Origin of the sequence: Streptomyces sp. NPDC059906, from assembly GCF_042730645.1 — a bacterium.
Lineage (GTDB): Bacteria > Actinomycetota > Actinomycetes > Streptomycetales > Streptomycetaceae > Streptomyces > Streptomyces rubrogriseus.
In genome coordinates, this window is sequence record NZ_JBHWKU010000001.1 from 286,188 (window position 1) to 302,499 (window position 16,312).

Below are 16,312 nucleotides of genomic sequence, written 5' to 3' on the forward strand. Positions count from 1 at the left end.
GGGCGGCGAAACGGATTTGGGCGAACGGCGGGCGACCGTGTAATGTCTTCATCGCTCGCCCCAATAGCTCAGTCGGCAGAGCGTCTCCATGGTAAGGAGAAGGTCAACGGTTCGATTCCGTTTTGGGGCTCTGGTGCGAGAGGTTCCCGTCGCGAGGCGGGGCCCGATCGCATCACAGCGGTGTAGCTCAGTCGGTAGAGCAAGCGGCTCATAATCGCTGTGTCACCGGTTCAAGTCCGGTCACCGCTACTCTCAGTAGCCGATTGCGGGGTCGGTCCTTCAATCGGCTACTCTTTCTTGCGTTAATACCATCAATCCGTTCGTCAAGGAGTGCACTCACGTGGCTGCCACCGACGTCCGCCCGAAGATCACGCTGGCCTGCGTGGAGTGCAAGGAGCGGAACTACATCACCAAGAAGAACCGGCGTAACAACCCGGACCGACTGGAGATGAAGAAGCACTGCCCGCGTTGCAACGCGCACACCGCGCACCGCGAAACGCGATAGAAACAGGCTCGTACACGAGGCCGTCCCCGAGGTTTGGGGGCGGCCTCGTGTCGTTGTCCCAGGCATGCCGAGCAGCAGCAGGAGGTTGCGAGCCCATGGCGCTCGACCAGTCGTTCGTGGGGCGGAGTTATCCGCCCACCGCGCCCTACGAGGTGGGCCGGGAGAAGATCCGCGAGTTCGCGGAGGCGGTGGGGGACGCCAACCCGGCGTACACCGACGCGGAGGCCGCGAAGGCGCTCGGTCATCCGGATGTGATCGCCCCGCCGACCTTCGTGTTCTCGATCACGTTCAAGGCGGCCGGTCAGGTCATCGAGGACCCGCAGCTCGGGCTGGACTACAGCCGCGTGGTGCACGGCGACCAGAAGTTCGCCTACGCCCGCCCGGTCCGGGCCGGTGACCGGCTCACGGTCACCTCGACCATCGAGGCGATCAAGTCGATGGCCGGAAACGACATCCTGGACATCCGTGGCGAGGTCCACGACGAGGCCGGCGAGCACGTCGTGACCGCCTGGACCAAGCTCGTGGCCCGCGCGGCCGGGGAGGCGTGAGCGCGATGCAGTCGAAGATCGCATACAGCGACGTCGAGGTCGGCACCGAACTGCCCGCGCAGAGCTTCCCCGTGGACCGCGCCACGCTCGTGCGGTACGCGGGCGCCTCCGGCGACTTCAACCCGATCCACTGGAACGAGAGGTTCGCCAAGGAGGTGGGCCTGCCGGACGTCATCGCGCACGGCATGTTCACCATGGCCGAGGCGATCCGCGTGGTCACCGACTGGACCGGCGACCCGGGCGCGGTCGTGGAGTACGGCGTCCGCTTCACCAGGCCCGTCGTCGTCCCGAACGACGACCGGGGTGCCGTGATCGAGATCAGCGGCAAGGTGGCGGCCAAGCTCGACGACAACACCGTCCGTGTCGACCTCACGGCCACCAGCGCCGGACAGAAGGTCCTCGGCATGTCCCGCGCGGTCGTACGACTGGCCTGACCAGCCGTCTTCGGCCTCAGCGCCGACCCCCTGGCCGGGCCAGTCCAGTCCAGGCCGGTCCAGGGGGGAACGGGTCAGCGGGTGCCGGCGCGTACCGCCGTGGTCGCCAGCGTCGTGTACCGCATCGTGAAGCGGCCGCCCAGCGCGTCGACGGCGCGGCCGACCGCGTCCAGTATTCCGGCCAGTTGACCGGGACGGAGCCGGGTGAGGCCGCCGGTGGTGGGGAGCAGCTCCAGCCACTGGTCGCGCGTGTACGACCGCTCCCAGTCGAACCGCCACTGCTCCGGCTCGTGGAACCGCCCGGACTCGCGGATCCGGTCGGCGATCTGGGCGTACCCCGCCAGGTACATCTCCAGCGGTCGTCGTGCCGGCTGATCGCTGAACGGCGATTCGGGTGCCGCCCGACGGTAGGCGGCCGCGAACGGCTCGGCCACCTCGGCCGGCGGCTCGAACACGTGCCCGAAGATCGCCAGACGCCCGTCCGGGCGCAGTACCTGGGCCGCCTTCACGGCGCCGGCGGCCGGGTCCACCCAGTGCCACGACTGGGCGGCGATCACCGCGTCGAAGGCCCGGCCGGCGGGCTCCCAGGCCTCGAAGGCCGCCACCTCGACCGGCAGTCCGCGGCCCCGGGCGAAGGCGGCCATCCGCGCGTCCGGCTCGACCCCGAGTACGGCGCAGCCGACGGCCTGGAACTGGCGGGCCGCGATGCCCGTGCCGCAGCCGACGTCGAGGACGTCGGATCCCGGGCTCCCCGCGACGACACGCGTCACGAGGGCGTCGGGGTAGGGCGGTCGGGCCCGGTCGTAGCGCTGCGCGTCGGTACCGAAGGACTCGGCCGTCTCCCGGGCCTGATACGACGGTGTCGGGACCGGCTGCTCCGGCTGCTCCGGAGAGGATAGAGTGGGCATGCGTTCACTTTAGTGGGCGCACGCCCACAAGCCAATGAGTGAGCATGCGAGGAAGGATCCGCGAGTGCCGACCGGAGTGCACCTTCGCGACGCGAGGCGGCAGTTGTTCGACGCCGCCGAACGCGTGCTTCTGCGGGACGGCCCGAACGGGCTGACCAGCCGGGCCGTCACGGACGAGGCAGGCTGCGCCAAAGGCGTCCTGCACCGGCACTTCGCGGACTTCGACGCCTTCCTCGCCGAGCTCGTGCTCGACCGGGCCGCGCAACTCGACACGCAGGCGCTGACGCTGCGGGAGGCCGTGGGCTCCGGCACGGTGGCGGACAACCTCACCGGCGCGCTGACCGCCCTGTTCGGGCCGGTCCCCGTGGCGATCATTCCGCTCATCACCTTCCGGGACGAGCTGCGCGCTCGGCTGCGGCAGGCCGTGCCCGGTGGCGGCATCGCGATCCTCGCCCAGGTCACGGCCGCGGTCTCCGCCTATCTGTCGGAGGAGCGCGCGAGGGGCCGCATCTCGGCCGACGCCGACATCGACTCGCTCACCCTCTCCCTCGTCGGCGGGGGCCATCTCCTGTTCGCGGACCGCGACCCGGGCCACCCGCCGGCCGCGGCGGCCGTCGGCAAGCTGGTCGACACGGTGCTCGCCGGCGTCGTGCAGTGAGGCCGGCGCTGACGCGCCACCCGACCGCGACCACTCCGCACATCCCCCTTGACGAAGTTAGTGATTGAGTACTAACTTACTTCCATGGTCAGGATGAGCGCAGAGGAGCGGCGCGAGAGCGTCATCCGCGCGGCGACGAGCGAGTTCGCCCGGGGTGGCTATCACGGCACGTCCACGGAGACCATCGCCAAGCGCGTGGGGGTCTCCCAGCCGTACCTCTTCCGCCTCTTCCCGGGGAAGAAGGCGATCTTCCTCGCGGTGGCGGAGCGCTGCCTGCGGGACACCCGCGAGGTCTTCGAGAAGGCGTCCGAGGGCCTGCACGGTGAGGAGGCTCGGAATGCCATGGCCGAGGCCTACTCGCAGCTGATCGCGGACCAGCCCGAGAAGCTCCAGATGCAGTTGCAGGTGTACGTCACCGTCGCCGCCGCCGAAGCTGCCGGGGACCACGGGTTCGGCGAGATGGTGCGCAAGGGCTGGCTCGAGATCTGGGACACCGTGCACCTGTCGCTGGGGGCGGACATCGACCAGACGACGACCTTCCTGGCCACCGGCATGCTGATCAACACCCTGGTCGGCGTGGGGTTCCCGCCGGAGCACCGCGTCTACGGCGGCATCTACGAGTCGAGGCAGGCCGAGCCGAGCCGGAAGGGCGCGGAAGCGAAGGACGCGGAAGCGTAGGAACGAGCGGCATCCGCATACGGCACGACAACCGTCGACCGGCCGCTTCCGCGCGCCCGCAGAAGTTAGTCATCAATTACTAATCGACTCCACATCCACGGCAAGTGCATGCACACCCTCTGGGGGAGAGATGTCACAGCAAGGAGCACGTCGGAACACCCGCGGTGGGGGAGCCGCCTGGGCTCTCGTCATCACCAGCGTCGCCGGCTTCATGGCGGCCCTGGACAACCTCGTCGTCACCACCGCCCTGCCCTCCATCCGCGAGGACCTGGGCGGCGCGCTGCACGACCTGGAATGGACCGTGAGCGCCTATACGCTCACCTTCGCCGTCCTCCTGATGTTCGGCGCGGCCCTCGGCGACCGCTTCGGCCGCCGCAGGCTCTTCCTGGTCGGCCTCACCGTCTTCACCGGGGCGTCCGCCGCCGCGGCCATGGCATCCGGCATCGACTCGCTCATCGCCGCCCGCGCGGTGCAGGGCGTCGGCGCGGCGATCATGATGCCGCTGACGCTGACCCTGCTGACGGCCGCGGTACCCGCCGAACGCCGCGGGATGGCGTACGGCATCTGGGGAGCCGTCAACGGGCTCGCCGTGGCGTCCGGCCCGCTGGTCGGGGGCAGCCTCACCGAGCACATCTCGTGGCAGTGGATCTTCTGGCTGAACGTTCCGCTGGGCCTGGCCCTGCTGCCCCTCGCCCGCCTCCGCCTCGCCGAGTCGCACGGCACCGGCGCCCCGCTCGACATACCCGGCACCCTGCTCGCCAGCGGCGGACTCTTCGGCATCGTCTACGGCCTGGTCCGCGGACCCGTCGACGGCTGGACCGGCTCCGTGGTGCTGACCGCCCTGTTCGCCGGGACCGCGTTGCTCGTCGGCTTCGTCCTCTACAGCACCCGTGCCCGGAACCCCATGCTCCCCATGCGCCTGTTCCGCTCCCGTGCCTTCTCCGGCGTCAACGCGGCGAGCCTGCTGATGTTCCTGGGCATGTTCGGCTCGATCTTCCTCCTGAGCCAGTACATGCAGGGCGTGCTCGGCTACTCGCCCACCGAGGCGGGCCTGCGCATGCTGCCCTGGACCGGCATGCCGATGCTGGTCGCGCCGATCGCCGGCCTCCTCTCGGACCGGATCGGAGGCCGCCCGGTCGTCGCGACCGGACTCTTCCTCCAGGCGGCCGGCCTCGGCTACCTGGCCTCCGTGATCACGGCCGACGCCTCCTACACGGTCCAGCTGCCCGGTCTGATCATCAGCGGAATCGGCATGGCCCTCTACTTCGCCCCCGCCTCCGCCCTGGTGATGTCCAGCGTCGCCGCGAAGGAGCAGGGCATCGCCTCCGGCGCCAACAACGCACTGCGCGAAGTGGGCGGCGCGCTCGGCATCGCCGTCATGTCGTCCATCTTCGCGGCGCAGGGCGGCTACGAGTCCGCGCAGACCTTCGTGGACGGACTACGGCCCGCGATCGCCGTGGGCGCCGCGGTGGTGGCCCTGGGCGGAATAGCGGCCCTGGCGATCCCGGCACGCCGCCGCACCGGCGGACAGAACCCCACGGCCGAACCGGCGACGGAACCGGCCCTCGCCACGACGGCACCGACGCCCCACCACTGACCGCACGGCACAGCATGCGTCACGAGAGGAGTACGACATGCCCACCCTTCCCTGGACCGTGCCGAACGAACCTCCCCGCGCCACCGAGGTCCACGTCTTCGCGTCCCGCTTCGAGACCCGCACCCTGTGGGGAGCGCTGAAGTTCCTGGCGCGCACGCCGGGCGTGTGGCGGCAGGTCGGGCGCGCCCCCGGCGCGTACGGCGCCTCCCTGAAGGCGGAACCCTTCAAGCGGACCTTCTGGACGCTCTCCGCCTGGGAGTCGCCCGAGGCCCTCAAGACCTTCGCCCGCTCCGGCACCCACGCACCGGCCTCCCGCGGGCTGTCGGCGCAGATGCGGGACTCGAAGTTCGCCTCCTGGCCGGCGTCGAGCGACGAGCTCCCGGTGAGCTGGGCGGAGGTGCGCAGGCGCCTGACGTGAGGACACGTCCCGCGACGCCCCGGCCGACCGGCCGGGGCGTCGCCGCGTTTCCCCTGCCTGCGGCCCGGCGCCGTCGGTGCCGTCTCGTACTCTTGAGCCCGTGCAGGAACTCCACGACGCCCCCCTCGCCCCGCTGACCACCTTCCGCCTGGGCGGGCCCGCGACCCGGCTGCTCACGGCCACCACCGATGCCGAGGTGATCGCCGCCGTCCGCGAGGCCGACGACACCGGGACCCCGCTGCTGCTCGTCGGCGGCGGATCCAACCTGGTCATCGGCGACAAGGGCTTCGACGGCACCGCCCTGCACATCGCCACGCGCGGCTTCCGCCTCGACGGCACGACGCTGGAGCTGGCGGCCGGCGAGATCTGGACCGACGCGGTCGCCCGCACCGTCGAGGCGGGCCTGGCGGGCGTCGAGTGCCTGGCCGGCATCCCCGGCTCGGCGGGCGCGACCCCGATCCAGAACGTCGGCGCGTACGGCCAGGAGGTGTCCGCCACGATCACCGAGGTCACGGCGTACGACCGCCGGAACCGCGAGACGGTCGCCCTCTCCAACGCGGACTGCTCCTTCTCCTACCGCCACAGCCGCTTCAAGGCCGAGCCCGAGCGGTACGTGGTCCTGCGTGTCCGCTTCGAGCTGGAGAACGCCGACGGGCTCTCCGCGCCCCTCCGATACGCCGAGACGGCCCGCGCCCTCGGTGTCGAGGCGGGCGACCGGGTGCCGCTGACGGCCGCCCGGGAGACGGTGCTGAGGCTGCGCGCCGGGAAGGGCATGGTGCTGGACCCGGAGGACCACGACACCTGGTCGGCCGGGTCGTTCTTCACCAACCCGATCCTCACGGACGAGGAGTTCGCCGCGTTCCGCTCCCGCGTCGCCGGGCGTCTCGGTGCCGCCGTGGAGCCGCCCGCCTTCCCGGCCGGGGAGGGCCGCGTCAAGACCTCCGCGGCCTGGCTGATCGACAAGGCGGGCTTCACCAAGGGGTACGGCACGGGCCCCGCGCGCATCTCCACCAAGCACACGCTCGCGCTCACCAACCGCGGTGAGGCGACGACCGAGGACCTGCTCGCGCTGGCCCGCGAGGTCGTCGCCGGGGTCCAGGATGCCTTCGGCGTCACGCTGGTCAACGAACCGGTGACGGTGGGCGTCGCCCTGTAGCCCGACCCCGCGGCCACGTGCCGCCGGTGGATCCCGCGGGCCGGCGTTACCGGGGCACCCGTCGTGGGTGCGGGCGCGAGGGGGACGCGGCCCGGCGTTGCGGGGTGCCGCTGCGCCCACCCGTGCCGCCCCAGCGGCACGACTGCCCGCAGCTGGGGCGAGGGGCGGCGGCTGCCCGCGGCTGCGGCGGGGGGCGGCGGCCCGCAGCTAGGGGGGGGGCGGGACGGGCGGTCAGCCGCGTACGGCGCGAAGGGGGCGTGTCGGGGGGTGTCCGCCCGCAGTGGTTGGCGCGTCAACGCGCCGAGCCTCCGTAGCCAACCGATTCCGCGCCGTTCCGAGGACGGACACCCCCCGGCGCGACCCCGACCCACCCACCGCACAAACGGCGCTACGCGCACCCCCACCGAACGCGCGCAGGCCGCCGCAGGCACCCCCGCAGCCCACCACCTACGCCGCAAGCCAGTCGTCCACCCCCGCCAGCAGCCTCCCCTTCACCTCCTCCGGCGCCGCCGACCCCCGCACCGACTGGCGCGCCAGCTCCGCCAGCTCAGCGTCCGTGAACCCGTGGTGCTCGCGCGCGATCTCGTACTGGGCGGCCAGCCGCGACCCGAACAGCAGCGGATCGTCCGCGCCCAGCGCCATCGGCACCCCCGCCTCGAACAGCCTCCGCAGCGGCACGTCCTCCGGCTTCTCGTACACGCCCAGCGCGACGTTCGAGGCCGGGCACACCTCGCACGTCACCTGCCGGTCCGCCAGCCGCTTCAGCAGCCGGGGATCCTCCGCCGCCCGCACACCGTGCCCGATCCGGTCCGCCTCCAGGTCGTCCAGGCAGTCCCGCACCGACGCCGGACCGGTCAGCTCACCCCCGTGCGGCGCGCTCAGCAGCCCCCCGTCCCGCGCGATCGCGAACGCCCGGTCGAAGTCCCGCGCCATCCCGCGCCGTTCGTCGTTCGACAGCCCGAACCCGACCACCCCCCGCTCCGCGTACCGCACCGCCAGTCGCGCCAGCGTCCGCGCGTCCAGCGGATGCTTCATCCGGTTCGCGGCGACCAGCACCCGCATCCCGATCCCGGTGTCCCGCACCGTCGTCTCGACCGCGTCCAGGATGATCTCCAGCGCCGGAATCAGCCCGCCCAGCCGAGGCGCGTACGACGTCGGATCGACCTGGATCTCCAGCCACCCCGACCCGTCCCGCAGGTCCTCCTCCGCGGCCTCCCGCACCAGCCGCTGGATGTCCTCCGGCGTCTGCAGGCACGACCGCGCCGCGTCGTAGAGCCGCTGGAAGCGGAACCAGCCCCGCTCGTCCGTCGCCCGCAGCTTCGGCGACTCCCCGCGGCCCAGGGCCTCGGTCAGCGTCTCGGGCAGCCGCACCCCGTGCTTGTCGGCCAGTTCCAGCAGGGTGGTGGGCCGCATCGACCCGGTGAAGTGCAGGTGGAGATGGGCCTTGGGCAGTTCAGAGACATCACGTACACGCTCCATCTGAGGATCCTGCCGCACGACACGCCCGGCCCGACAGCACTTTCCCCGTACGTGGTCTTGCTCGCACAAACAAACAGGGCCACACCGGAACGTTCCGGTGTGGCCCTGCGGGCGGAAGGACGGTCAGTCCCGCGCCTCCGCCAGCAGCTTCTGGATCCGGCTCACGCCCTCGACGAGGTCCTCGTCCCCGAGCGCGTACGACAGCCGCAGGTACCCCGGCGTGCCGAACGCCTCACCCGGCACCACCGCGACCTCGGCCTCCTCCAGGATCAGCGCGGCCAGCTCGACCGAGTCCTGCGGACGCTTGCCGCGGATCTCCTTGCCGAGCAGCGCCTTCACCGACGGGTAGGCGTAGAACGCGCCCTCGGGCTCCGGGCACAGCACGCCGTCGATCTCGTTCAGCATCCGCACGATCGTCTGGCGGCGCCGGTCGAAGGCCTCCCGCATCTTCGCCACGGCGTCCAGGTCGCCGGAGACCGCGGCCAGCGCCGCCGCCTGGGACACGTTGGCCACGTTGGACGTGGCGTGCGACTGGAGGTTGGTCGCGGCCTTGACGACGTCCTTCGGGCCGATGACCCACCCGACCCGCCAGCCGGTCATCGCGTACGTCTTCGCCACGCCGTTGACCACGATGCACTTGTCGCGCAGCTCGGGCAGCAGCGCCGGCAGGGACACGGAGACGGCGTCGCCGTACACCAGGTGCTCGTAGATCTCGTCGGTCAGCACCCACAGACCGTGCTCGACGGCCCAGCGGCCGATCGCCTCGGTCTCGGCCTCGCTGTACACCGCCCCCGTCGGGTTCGACGGCGACACGAACAGGACGACCTTGGTCTTCTCGGTGCGAGCCGCCTCCAGCTGCTCCACCGTCACGCGGTAGCCGGTCGTCTCGTCGGCGACGACGTCGACGGGCACACCGCCGGCCAGCCGGATCGACTCCGGGTACGTCGTCCAGTACGGCGCCGGGACGATGACCTCGTCGCCCGGGTCGAGGATCGCGGCGAACGCCTCGTAGATGGCCTGCTTGCCGCCGTTGGTGATGAGGATCTGCGACGGGTCGACCTCGTAGCCGGAGTCGCGCAGCGTCTTCGCGGCGATGGCGGCCTTCAGCTCGGGCAGCCCGCCGGCCGGCGTGTAGCGGTGGAACTTCGGGTTCTTGCACGCCTCGACGGCGGCCTCGACGATGTAGTCCGGCGTCGGGAAGTCGGGCTCACCCGCGCCGAAGCCGATCACGGGACGTCCAGCGGCCTTGAGGGCCTTGGCCTTGGCGTCCACGGCGAGGGTCGCGGACTCGGAGATCGCGCCGACTCGGGCGGAGACCCGGCGCTCGGTGGGAGGGGTTGCAGCGCTCATGACCCCATCGTTCCAGACCGGAAACCTCGCGGGCACAGGGGTTTCACGGACTGAACCGGACCGGTCCAGGACCTGAACGCCAGTCCGGACGCCGGTGCGGTCCACGGCCTGAACATCAGTCCGGACATGCTTTCTGTTCGACGCCCGGCCCGTGAGCACGTACACTCTCACCTCGTTGGCCTTCAGCGGCCCGCGATCACCCGGTGCACACCAAGCATCCGGGCGGATGCGGTACGTTGGGGGACGAACAAAGGGTCGTAGCTCAATTGGTAGAGCACTGGTCTCCAAAACCAGCGGTTGGGGGTTCAAGTCCCTCCGGCCCTGCTACACACACCATCGCCAGGATGTGTGCGCAGGTACGTACAGCAATGCACCGCCGTGCGGCTCCAACCGGGCGCGGCACGGCCACGACCCGGAATCAGGTGAGGACGAGTGACGGACGCCGTGGGCTCCATCGACATGCCTGATGCCCAGGACGAGGCGCCGGACTCCAAGAAGTCCCGCAAGGGCGGCAAACGAGGCAAGAAGGGCCCGCTGAAGCGGCTCGCGCTCTTCTATCGCCAGATCGTCGCGGAGCTGCGCAAGGTCGTCTGGCCCAGTCGCAACCAGCTGACGACGTACACCACCGTGGTGATCATCTTCGTGGTCATCATGATCGGCCTGGTGACTCTGATTGACTATGGCTTCTCTCACGCCGCCAAGTACGTCTTCGGCTGAGTCGAGAGCGAAGGGCGCCGAGGTACCCGGCGCCCCTTTCGCGTGTTCCACCCCTATGTATCCAGGAAGAAGCAGCCACAGTGTCTGACCCGAACGTGAACGACGCCATCGAGCCGGTCGAGTCCGTCGAGGACGAGCCCGGCACCGTCGAGGGCGCCGACAACGAGGACACCGAGGCCTCCGCCGAGGCCGAGGCTGCCGACGACACGGTCGTCGCGGAGACGGACGAGGACGCGACGGACGCGGAGGCGGACGAGACCGCCGAGACGACCGACGCGGAGCCCACCGACGCCGAAGCCGACGCGGCCGAAGCCGACGCCGACGCGGCGGAAGCCGAGGAGTCCGAGGAGGAGCCCGAGGCCGAGGAGCCCGAGCTCGACCCGATCGAGAAGCTCCGCCAGGAGCTGCGCGTCCTGCCCGGCGAGTGGTACGTCATCCACACCTACGCCGGTTACGAGAACCGCGTGAAGACCAACCTCGAGCAGCGCGCCGTCTCGCTCAACGTCGAGGACTACATCTTCCAGGCCGAGGTGCCGCAGGAAGAGGTCGTCCAGATCAAGAACGGCGACCGCAAGACGATCCGGCAGAACAAGCTGCCCGGTTACGTCCTGGTGCGCATGGACCTCACCAACGAGTCCTGGGGCGTCGTCCGCAACACCCCCGGTGTCACCGGCTTCGTCGGCAACGCCTACGACCCGTACCCGCTGACGCTGGACGAGATCGTCAAGATGCTCGCCCCGGAGGCCGAGGAGAAGGCCGCCCGCGAGGCCGCCGAGGCCGAGGGCAAGCCGGCGCCGCAGCGCAAGGTCGAGGTCCAGGTCCTGGACTTCGAGGTCGGCGACTCGGTCACCGTCACCGACGGCCCCTTCGCCACCCTCCAGGCCACGATCAACGAGATCAACGCCGACTCGAAGAAGGTCAAGGGCCTCGTCGAGATCTTCGGCCGCGAGACCCCGGTCGAGCTGAGCTTCGACCAGATCCAGAAGAACTAGCACCCCACCGGCCCCGCCGGTACTCCTACTCCTCTGGACGTACTGCTTCCGACCAGGTCAGGCGCCCGCTCGCGCGGCGTCTGACCTGCTCGGTTTTTGGCCGCGCATCTATACCCGTTATCGTTGTGCGGTATGCCTGTGTCCGGGTAGCTCCCGAACGCGGGCAGGACCCGAATCGAAAGGACCCGGAGAGCTATGCCTCCCAAGAAGAAGAAGGTCACGGGGCTCATCAAGCTCCAGATCCAGGCCGGTGCCGCGAACCCGGCTCCGCCGGTCGGCCCCGCGCTGGGTCAGCACGGCGTCAACATCATGGAGTTCTGCAAGGCCTACAACGCCGCGACCGAGTCGCAGCGCGGCTGGGTCATCCCGGTGGAGATCACGGTCTACGAGGACCGCTCCTTCACCTTCATCACCAAGACCCCGCCGGCCGCCAAGATGATCCTCAAGGCCGCGGGCGTGGAGAAGGGCTCCGGCGAGCCGCACAAGACCAAGGTCGCGAAGATCACGCGCGAGCAGGTCCGTGAGATCGCCACCACCAAGATGCCCGACCTCAACGCCAACGACCTGGACCAGGCGGAGAAGATCATCGCCGGTACCGCTCGTTCCATGGGCGTCACGGTCGAGGGCTGACCTCCACCCCCGTAACCAAGCAGTAGTGGCAGGGCCCGCTCGGCCCGGACCACGACTCCTAAGAAGCCACCAGGAGCAGTAGTGAGCAAGCGCAGCAAGTCTCTCCGCGCTGCGGACGCCAAGATCGACCGGGACAAGCTCTACGCCCCGCTCGAGGCCGTCCGTCTCGCCAAGGAGACCTCCACCTCCAAGTTCGACGGCACCGTCGAGGTCGCCTTCCGTCTGGGTGTCGACCCGCGCAAGGCGGACCAGATGGTCCGTGGCACCGTGAACCTCCCGCACGGCACCGGTAAGACCGCCCGGGTCCTGGTCTTCGCGACCGGTGACCGTGCCGAGGCCGCGACCGCCGCGGGCGCCGACATCGTCGGCTCCGACGAACTGATCGACGAGGTGTCGAAGGGCCGTCTGGACTTCGACGCCGTCGTCGCCACCCCGGACCTCATGGGCAAGGTCGGCCGCCTCGGCCGCGTGCTCGGTCCCCGTGGTCTCATGCCGAACCCCAAGACCGGCACCGTGACCCCGGACGTCGCCAAGGCTGTCAACGACATCAAGGGCGGCAAGATCGAGTTCCGCGTCGACAAGCACTCGAACCTGCACTTCATCATCGGCAAGACGTCGTTCGACGACACCAAGCTGGTGGAGAACTACGGCGCGGCGCTGGAGGAGATCCTCCGTCTGAAGCCGTCCGCCGCCAAGGGCCGCTACATCAAGAAGGCCGCCCTCAGCACCACGATGGGCCCGGGCATCCCGCTCGACTCCAACCGCACCCGCAACCTCCTCGTCGAGGAGGACCCGGCCGCGGTCTGAGCGAGCAGCTCGCCCCACCGGTTCACGGGCCCCGCACCTTCCGAGGTGCGGGGCCCGTCCCGTTTGACCCGTCCCTTTTGGCCGTCCCCTTTTCCGGCGCCCTGGGTTAGCGTGCGGGCAACGGACCCGCGCACGGGGCGCAGGGGACGTACGGGGCGCAAGGGGTGGGCGGATGACGGGCACGACGGCACGCCGTACGGTCGTCTCGGTCGCGGTGTCGGCCGCGCTGGCGTGCCTCACCGCGTGCACCGGCCCCGGGGGATCCGACGACTCCGGCGGTTCCACCGGCCCCACCGGCTCGGCCCGGCCGTCCGCCTCCGCCCCGGCGTCCTCCCGCGCACCCGCCCTCACCGGACCCTCGGCGGACGCCCTGCGCAAGGTCGAGCGGGCCACCGGGCGGGCGGGTTCGGCGCGGGTGGAGTCCACGACCGTGATGGGCCGCGAGCTGTCCCTCAAGGCCGCGGGCGCCCTCGGCTGGGACGACGGCCTCACCGGCACCCTGACCATCACGTACACGGGCGGCACGACCGCCGAGACCATGCGCCGCCTCGGCACCACCGCGATGGAGGCCCGGTACCTGCCCGACGCCTACTACGCCAGGATGGGCGACGAGTTCGCCGAGCGGGTGGGCGGCCGGCACTGGATCAAGTACGTGTACGAGGATCTGGAGGACCTCGGCGGCGGCGCGGGTGCCGGATTCGCCGACCAGATGCGCAACACCACGCCCAACCAGGCCGTGAAGCTCCTGCTGTCGGCGCGGGACGTGCGCAGGGTGGGCGAGGAGACGACGCGCGGCCGGCGCACCACGCACTGGTCCGGCACGATGGGCGGGGCCACCGCCCAGACCGTCGACATCTGGGTCGACGACCGGGACCTGCTGGTCAAGAAGGTCGAGCGGGGCCGCACGGAGACCGGGGAGCTGACCCAGACCGCCTACTACAGCGACTACGGCGTCAGGGTCCTGACCGAACGTCCGCCGGTCGCGGACACCGCGGACTTCAAGGACCTGCTGGCGTCACAGGGGAGCTGAAACCCGTCCGGACCGGGGAGCTGAAGCCCGCCGGCGGAGAAACCACAAGATCGTTCGAACCGATTCGGCTACGCTCGCGTCCTTGTCACAAACGAATGCTGTGGAGCGGCGGTGCGACTCCTGTGCCCGTCATGCTCCTGTGTGCACCCTGAATCCCGTGGGGGGATATCGATGAAGACTTCCGTACGTGTGCCCGTGGGCGCCGGACTCGCCGCGCTGCTGCTCGCCGCCGGGGCGGTGGGCTGCGCCAAGGAGGACAAGGCCTCCGAGTCCCCGAAGATGACGCCCGCGGCCGCCGTCGCCAAGGCGGCGAAGAACACGGAGGCGATCAACTCCCTCCATTACCGCATGACCGGCAAGGTCCCCGAGGAGGGCCGGGTCAAGGCCGAGGCCGAGATGCAGATCAAGCCGACCCTCGCGATGAGCATGAAGATGACGGCGCTCGACCAGGGGGCCGAGGGGACCGCGGAGATCCGGCTCGTCGACAAGGCCATGTACATCGGGGGCGGCCCCGAGGCGGCCAAGGAGATGGACGGCAAGAGCTGGCTCAAGTTCGACCTGGCCGCGATGGGCGCCGGCGACGAGCTGAACCAGCTGGGCGGCGCCTCCCAGGCCGACAAGAACCCGGCGGCCGAGTCCACCTTCCTCACCGGGGCCAAGGACGTCGAGAAGGTCGGCACCGAGACCGTCGAGGGCGTGAAGACCACCCACTACAAGGGCACGGTCACCCTCGCCGACCTGGAGAAGTCCCTCGGGGACGAGGACAAGGCCACCCGGGACAAGCGCCAGAAGAGCATCGAGCAGTACGAGAAGATGGGCCTAGACAAGCTCACGATGGACATGTGGGTCGACGGCGACGACCAGACCAAGCAGTTCCGCATGCGCGGCGACGCCGAGAAGGGCCCGCTGGACATGACCATCACCTTCCTCGGCGTCAACGAGCCCGTGAAGGTCACCGCCCCGCCGGCCGGGGAGGTCGCCGACCTGGCCGAGATGATGAAGGGCGCCCAGCAGGGCTGAGGCGCCGCGCGCCCGGCCCGCTCCGGTCGCCGCGGGGGCGGATTTGCTTGACACCGCCCCGTTCACGTACGCTTCCACAGAAGCCAAAGACCGCTGGTCGTTGCCGTGTGTTCGAAAGAGGACACGGTGGCCGAAGGATCCGCTGAACTGCGGACGACCCGCGCAGGTGACTGTGGATGAGCTCCCGGAAGTCCCCGCCCCGTGCGGATGACGAACGGTCGAGCCACGCCCCGTGCGCCTGCGCCGGGGCGTTTCGTTTTCCCCAGTCCTCCTTCGGGTCCGCGCGGTCCGAATCACCCGGAAGGAGGCCGAGGCTCTATGGCAACGCCCGAAAAGGCTGCCGCGGTTGCCGAGCTGACGGACAAGTTCCGCAGCTCCAACGCCGCCGTGCTGACCGAGTACCGCGGTCTCACCGTGGCGCAGCTCAAGACGCTGCGCCGGTCGCTCGGTGAGAACGCCCAGTACGCCGTGGTGAAGAACACGCTGACCAAGATTGCGGCCAACGAGGCCGGGATCACGCTCGACGACCAGCTCTTCGCTGGTCCGACGGCCGTCGCCTTCGTCACCGGTGACCCGGTGGAGTCGGCGAAGGGTCTGCGCGACTTCGCCAAGGACAACCCGAATCTCGTCATCAAGGGCGGTGTCCTTGACGGCAAGGCGATGTCCGCCGACGAGATCAAGAAGCTTGCGGACCTCGAGTCCCGCGAGGTTCTGCTCTCCAAGCTGGCGGGTGCCTTCAAGGGCAAGCAGTCCCAGGCTGCTCAGCTCTTCCAGGCGCTTCCCTCGAAGCTCGTCCGCACCGTGGACGCGCTCCGTGCCAAGCAGGACGAGCAGGGCGGTGCCGAGTAACTCGGCTCGCTTTCTGGTCCGGGCCGCCTGAGCGCGGCGCGGATCGCAGCGGGCCGACGTACGCCCGCCACACCCCGTACATCCGGCACCTGCCGAATTAGTGGAAGGACCGCCATCATGGCGAAGCTCAGCCAGGACGACCTGCTCGCCCAGTTCGAGGAGATGACCCTCATCGAGCTCTCCGAGTTCGTGAAGGCCTTCGAGGAGAAGTTCGACGTCACCGCCGCCGCCGCGGTCGCCGCCGCCCCGGTCGGCCCGGCCGCCCCGGTCGAGGCCGCTGCCGAGCAGGACGAGTTCGACGTCATCCTCACGGGTGCCGGCGACAAGAAGATCCAGGTCATCAAGGTCGTGCGCGAGCTGACCTCCCTGGGTCTGAAGGAGGCCAAGGACCTCGTGGACGGCGCCCCGAAGCCCGTCCTCGAGAAGGTCGCCAAGGACGCCGCCGAGAAGGCCGCCGAGTCCCTCAAGGGCGCCGGCGCCTCCGTCGAGGTCAAGTAAGACCGCGAGCCAGACCGCACCGGCACCACGGATCCGTC

At 70.2% G+C, this 16,312-nt stretch carries 19 protein-coding genes and 3 tRNA genes; 19 read left to right on the top strand and 3 right to left on the bottom strand.

All coding sequences use genetic code 11. The features are described from left to right. Positions 1 to 57: 57 nt before the first annotated feature. The 5 genes from ACFV9J_RS01395 to ACFV9J_RS01415 all read left to right on the top strand — a co-directional run bounded on the left by ACFV9J_RS01395 (position 58) and on the right by ACFV9J_RS01415 (position 1,487). A tRNA-Thr gene (locus ACFV9J_RS01395) sits at positions 58 to 130 on the top strand. A gap of 46 nt (positions 131 to 176) precedes the next feature. Continuing rightward, a tRNA-Met gene (locus ACFV9J_RS01400) sits at positions 177 to 249 on the top strand. 91 nt (positions 250 to 340) lie between these two features. Then, positions 341 to 505 carry a 50S ribosomal protein L33 gene (gene rpmG, locus ACFV9J_RS01405; protein WP_003948671.1) on the top strand — a complete coding sequence of 55 codons (165 nt, stop codon included), beginning with the start codon at positions 341 to 343 and terminating at the stop codon, positions 503 to 505. Between the two features lie 95 nt (positions 506 to 600). Next, positions 601 to 1,053 (top strand): MaoC family dehydratase N-terminal domain-containing protein, encoded by a 453-nt coding sequence (locus ACFV9J_RS01410; protein ID WP_385348119.1) that lies wholly within the window; start codon positions 601 to 603, stop codon positions 1,051 to 1,053. 5 nt (positions 1,054 to 1,058) lie between these two features. Further along, complete coding sequence (locus ACFV9J_RS01415; protein ID WP_385348863.1) at positions 1,059 to 1,487, top strand: MaoC family dehydratase; 429 nt, start codon at positions 1,059 to 1,061, stop codon at positions 1,485 to 1,487. Between the two features lie 74 nt (positions 1,488 to 1,561). Here the strand turns inward: ACFV9J_RS01415 and ACFV9J_RS01420 are convergent, their stop codons facing one another. Continuing rightward, the gene (locus ACFV9J_RS01420; RefSeq protein WP_385348122.1) at positions 1,562 to 2,395 is read right to left on the bottom strand and encodes a class I SAM-dependent methyltransferase; all 834 of its coding nucleotides are present in this window, start codon (positions 2,393 to 2,395) and stop codon (positions 1,562 to 1,564) included. A 64-nt stretch (positions 2,396 to 2,459) separates the two neighbouring features. Between ACFV9J_RS01420 and ACFV9J_RS01425 the strand changes: the two genes are divergently transcribed. From ACFV9J_RS01425 to ACFV9J_RS01445, 5 genes are all read left to right on the top strand, one after another. Then, on the top strand, positions 2,460 to 3,053 hold the full coding sequence (locus ACFV9J_RS01425; protein WP_385348125.1) for a TetR/AcrR family transcriptional regulator: 594 nt from the start codon (positions 2,460 to 2,462) through the stop codon (positions 3,051 to 3,053). 84 nt (positions 3,054 to 3,137) lie between these two features. After that, positions 3,138 to 3,731: a TetR/AcrR family transcriptional regulator gene (locus ACFV9J_RS01430; protein ID WP_385348127.1), complete on the top strand. Its 594-nt coding sequence runs from the start codon at positions 3,138 to 3,140 to the stop codon at positions 3,729 to 3,731. A 130-nt stretch (positions 3,732 to 3,861) separates the two neighbouring features. Beyond that, the gene (locus ACFV9J_RS01435) at positions 3,862 to 5,328 is read left to right on the top strand and encodes an MFS transporter (RefSeq protein WP_385348131.1); all 1,467 of its coding nucleotides are present in this window, start codon (positions 3,862 to 3,864) and stop codon (positions 5,326 to 5,328) included. 37 nt (positions 5,329 to 5,365) lie between these two features. Continuing rightward, positions 5,366 to 5,746 (top strand): DUF3291 domain-containing protein, encoded by a 381-nt coding sequence (locus ACFV9J_RS01440; protein WP_385348134.1) that lies wholly within the window; start codon positions 5,366 to 5,368, stop codon positions 5,744 to 5,746. A 100-nt stretch (positions 5,747 to 5,846) separates the two neighbouring features. Further along, positions 5,847 to 6,902 (top strand): UDP-N-acetylmuramate dehydrogenase, encoded by a 1,056-nt coding sequence (locus tag ACFV9J_RS01445; RefSeq protein WP_385348137.1) that lies wholly within the window; start codon positions 5,847 to 5,849, stop codon positions 6,900 to 6,902. A 447-nt stretch (positions 6,903 to 7,349) separates the two neighbouring features. Here the strand turns inward: ACFV9J_RS01445 and ACFV9J_RS01450 are convergent, their stop codons facing one another. Both ACFV9J_RS01450 and ACFV9J_RS01455 read right to left on the bottom strand, forming a co-directional pair. Beyond that, positions 7,350 to 8,381 carry an adenosine deaminase gene (locus tag ACFV9J_RS01450; RefSeq protein ID WP_385348140.1) on the bottom strand — a complete coding sequence of 344 codons (1,032 nt, stop codon included), beginning with the start codon at positions 8,379 to 8,381 and terminating at the stop codon, positions 7,350 to 7,352. Positions 8,382 to 8,504: 123 nt separating this feature from the next. Further along, positions 8,505 to 9,731, bottom strand: coding sequence for a pyridoxal phosphate-dependent aminotransferase (locus ACFV9J_RS01455; protein WP_385348144.1), 1,227 nt, complete (start codon positions 9,729 to 9,731; stop codon positions 8,505 to 8,507). Positions 9,732 to 9,982: 251 nt separating this feature from the next. Here ACFV9J_RS01455 and ACFV9J_RS01460 point away from each other — a divergent pair. The 9 genes from ACFV9J_RS01460 to rplL all read left to right on the top strand — a co-directional run bounded on the left by ACFV9J_RS01460 (position 9,983) and on the right by rplL (position 16,274). After that, positions 9,983 to 10,055, top strand: a tRNA-Trp gene (locus ACFV9J_RS01460). 108 nt (positions 10,056 to 10,163) lie between these two features. Then, the gene (gene secE, locus ACFV9J_RS01465) at positions 10,164 to 10,448 is read left to right on the top strand and encodes a preprotein translocase subunit SecE (protein ID WP_003974317.1); all 285 of its coding nucleotides are present in this window, start codon (positions 10,164 to 10,166) and stop codon (positions 10,446 to 10,448) included. Positions 10,449 to 10,528: 80 nt separating this feature from the next. Beyond that, on the top strand, positions 10,529 to 11,440 hold the full coding sequence (nusG, locus tag ACFV9J_RS01470; RefSeq protein ID WP_385348148.1) for a transcription termination/antitermination protein NusG: 912 nt from the start codon (positions 10,529 to 10,531) through the stop codon (positions 11,438 to 11,440). 195 nt (positions 11,441 to 11,635) lie between these two features. Next, positions 11,636 to 12,070, top strand: a complete 435-nt coding sequence (gene rplK / locus ACFV9J_RS01475; protein ID WP_073725164.1) for a 50S ribosomal protein L11 — start codon at positions 11,636 to 11,638, stop codon at positions 12,068 to 12,070. Positions 12,071 to 12,151: 81 nt separating this feature from the next. Next, positions 12,152 to 12,877: a 50S ribosomal protein L1 gene (gene rplA / locus ACFV9J_RS01480; protein WP_003974314.1), complete on the top strand. Its 726-nt coding sequence runs from the start codon at positions 12,152 to 12,154 to the stop codon at positions 12,875 to 12,877. Positions 12,878 to 13,049: 172 nt separating this feature from the next. Beyond that, a complete protein-coding gene (locus ACFV9J_RS01485) occupies positions 13,050 to 13,907 on the top strand; it encodes a hypothetical protein (protein WP_385348153.1) in 858 nt (285 codons plus the stop codon). 171 nt (positions 13,908 to 14,078) lie between these two features. Further along, the gene (locus ACFV9J_RS01490) at positions 14,079 to 14,927 is read left to right on the top strand and encodes a DUF1396 domain-containing protein (protein WP_385348156.1); all 849 of its coding nucleotides are present in this window, start codon (positions 14,079 to 14,081) and stop codon (positions 14,925 to 14,927) included. A gap of 318 nt (positions 14,928 to 15,245) precedes the next feature. Next, entirely contained in the window at positions 15,246 to 15,776 is a 531-nt protein-coding gene (gene rplJ, locus ACFV9J_RS01495) for a 50S ribosomal protein L10 (protein WP_077796783.1), read from the top strand. Positions 15,777 to 15,893: 117 nt separating this feature from the next. Beyond that, positions 15,894 to 16,274 carry a 50S ribosomal protein L7/L12 gene (gene rplL / locus ACFV9J_RS01500; RefSeq protein ID WP_385348159.1) on the top strand — a complete coding sequence of 127 codons (381 nt, stop codon included), beginning with the start codon at positions 15,894 to 15,896 and terminating at the stop codon, positions 16,272 to 16,274. The last annotated feature ends 38 nt before the right edge of the window (positions 16,275 to 16,312 follow it).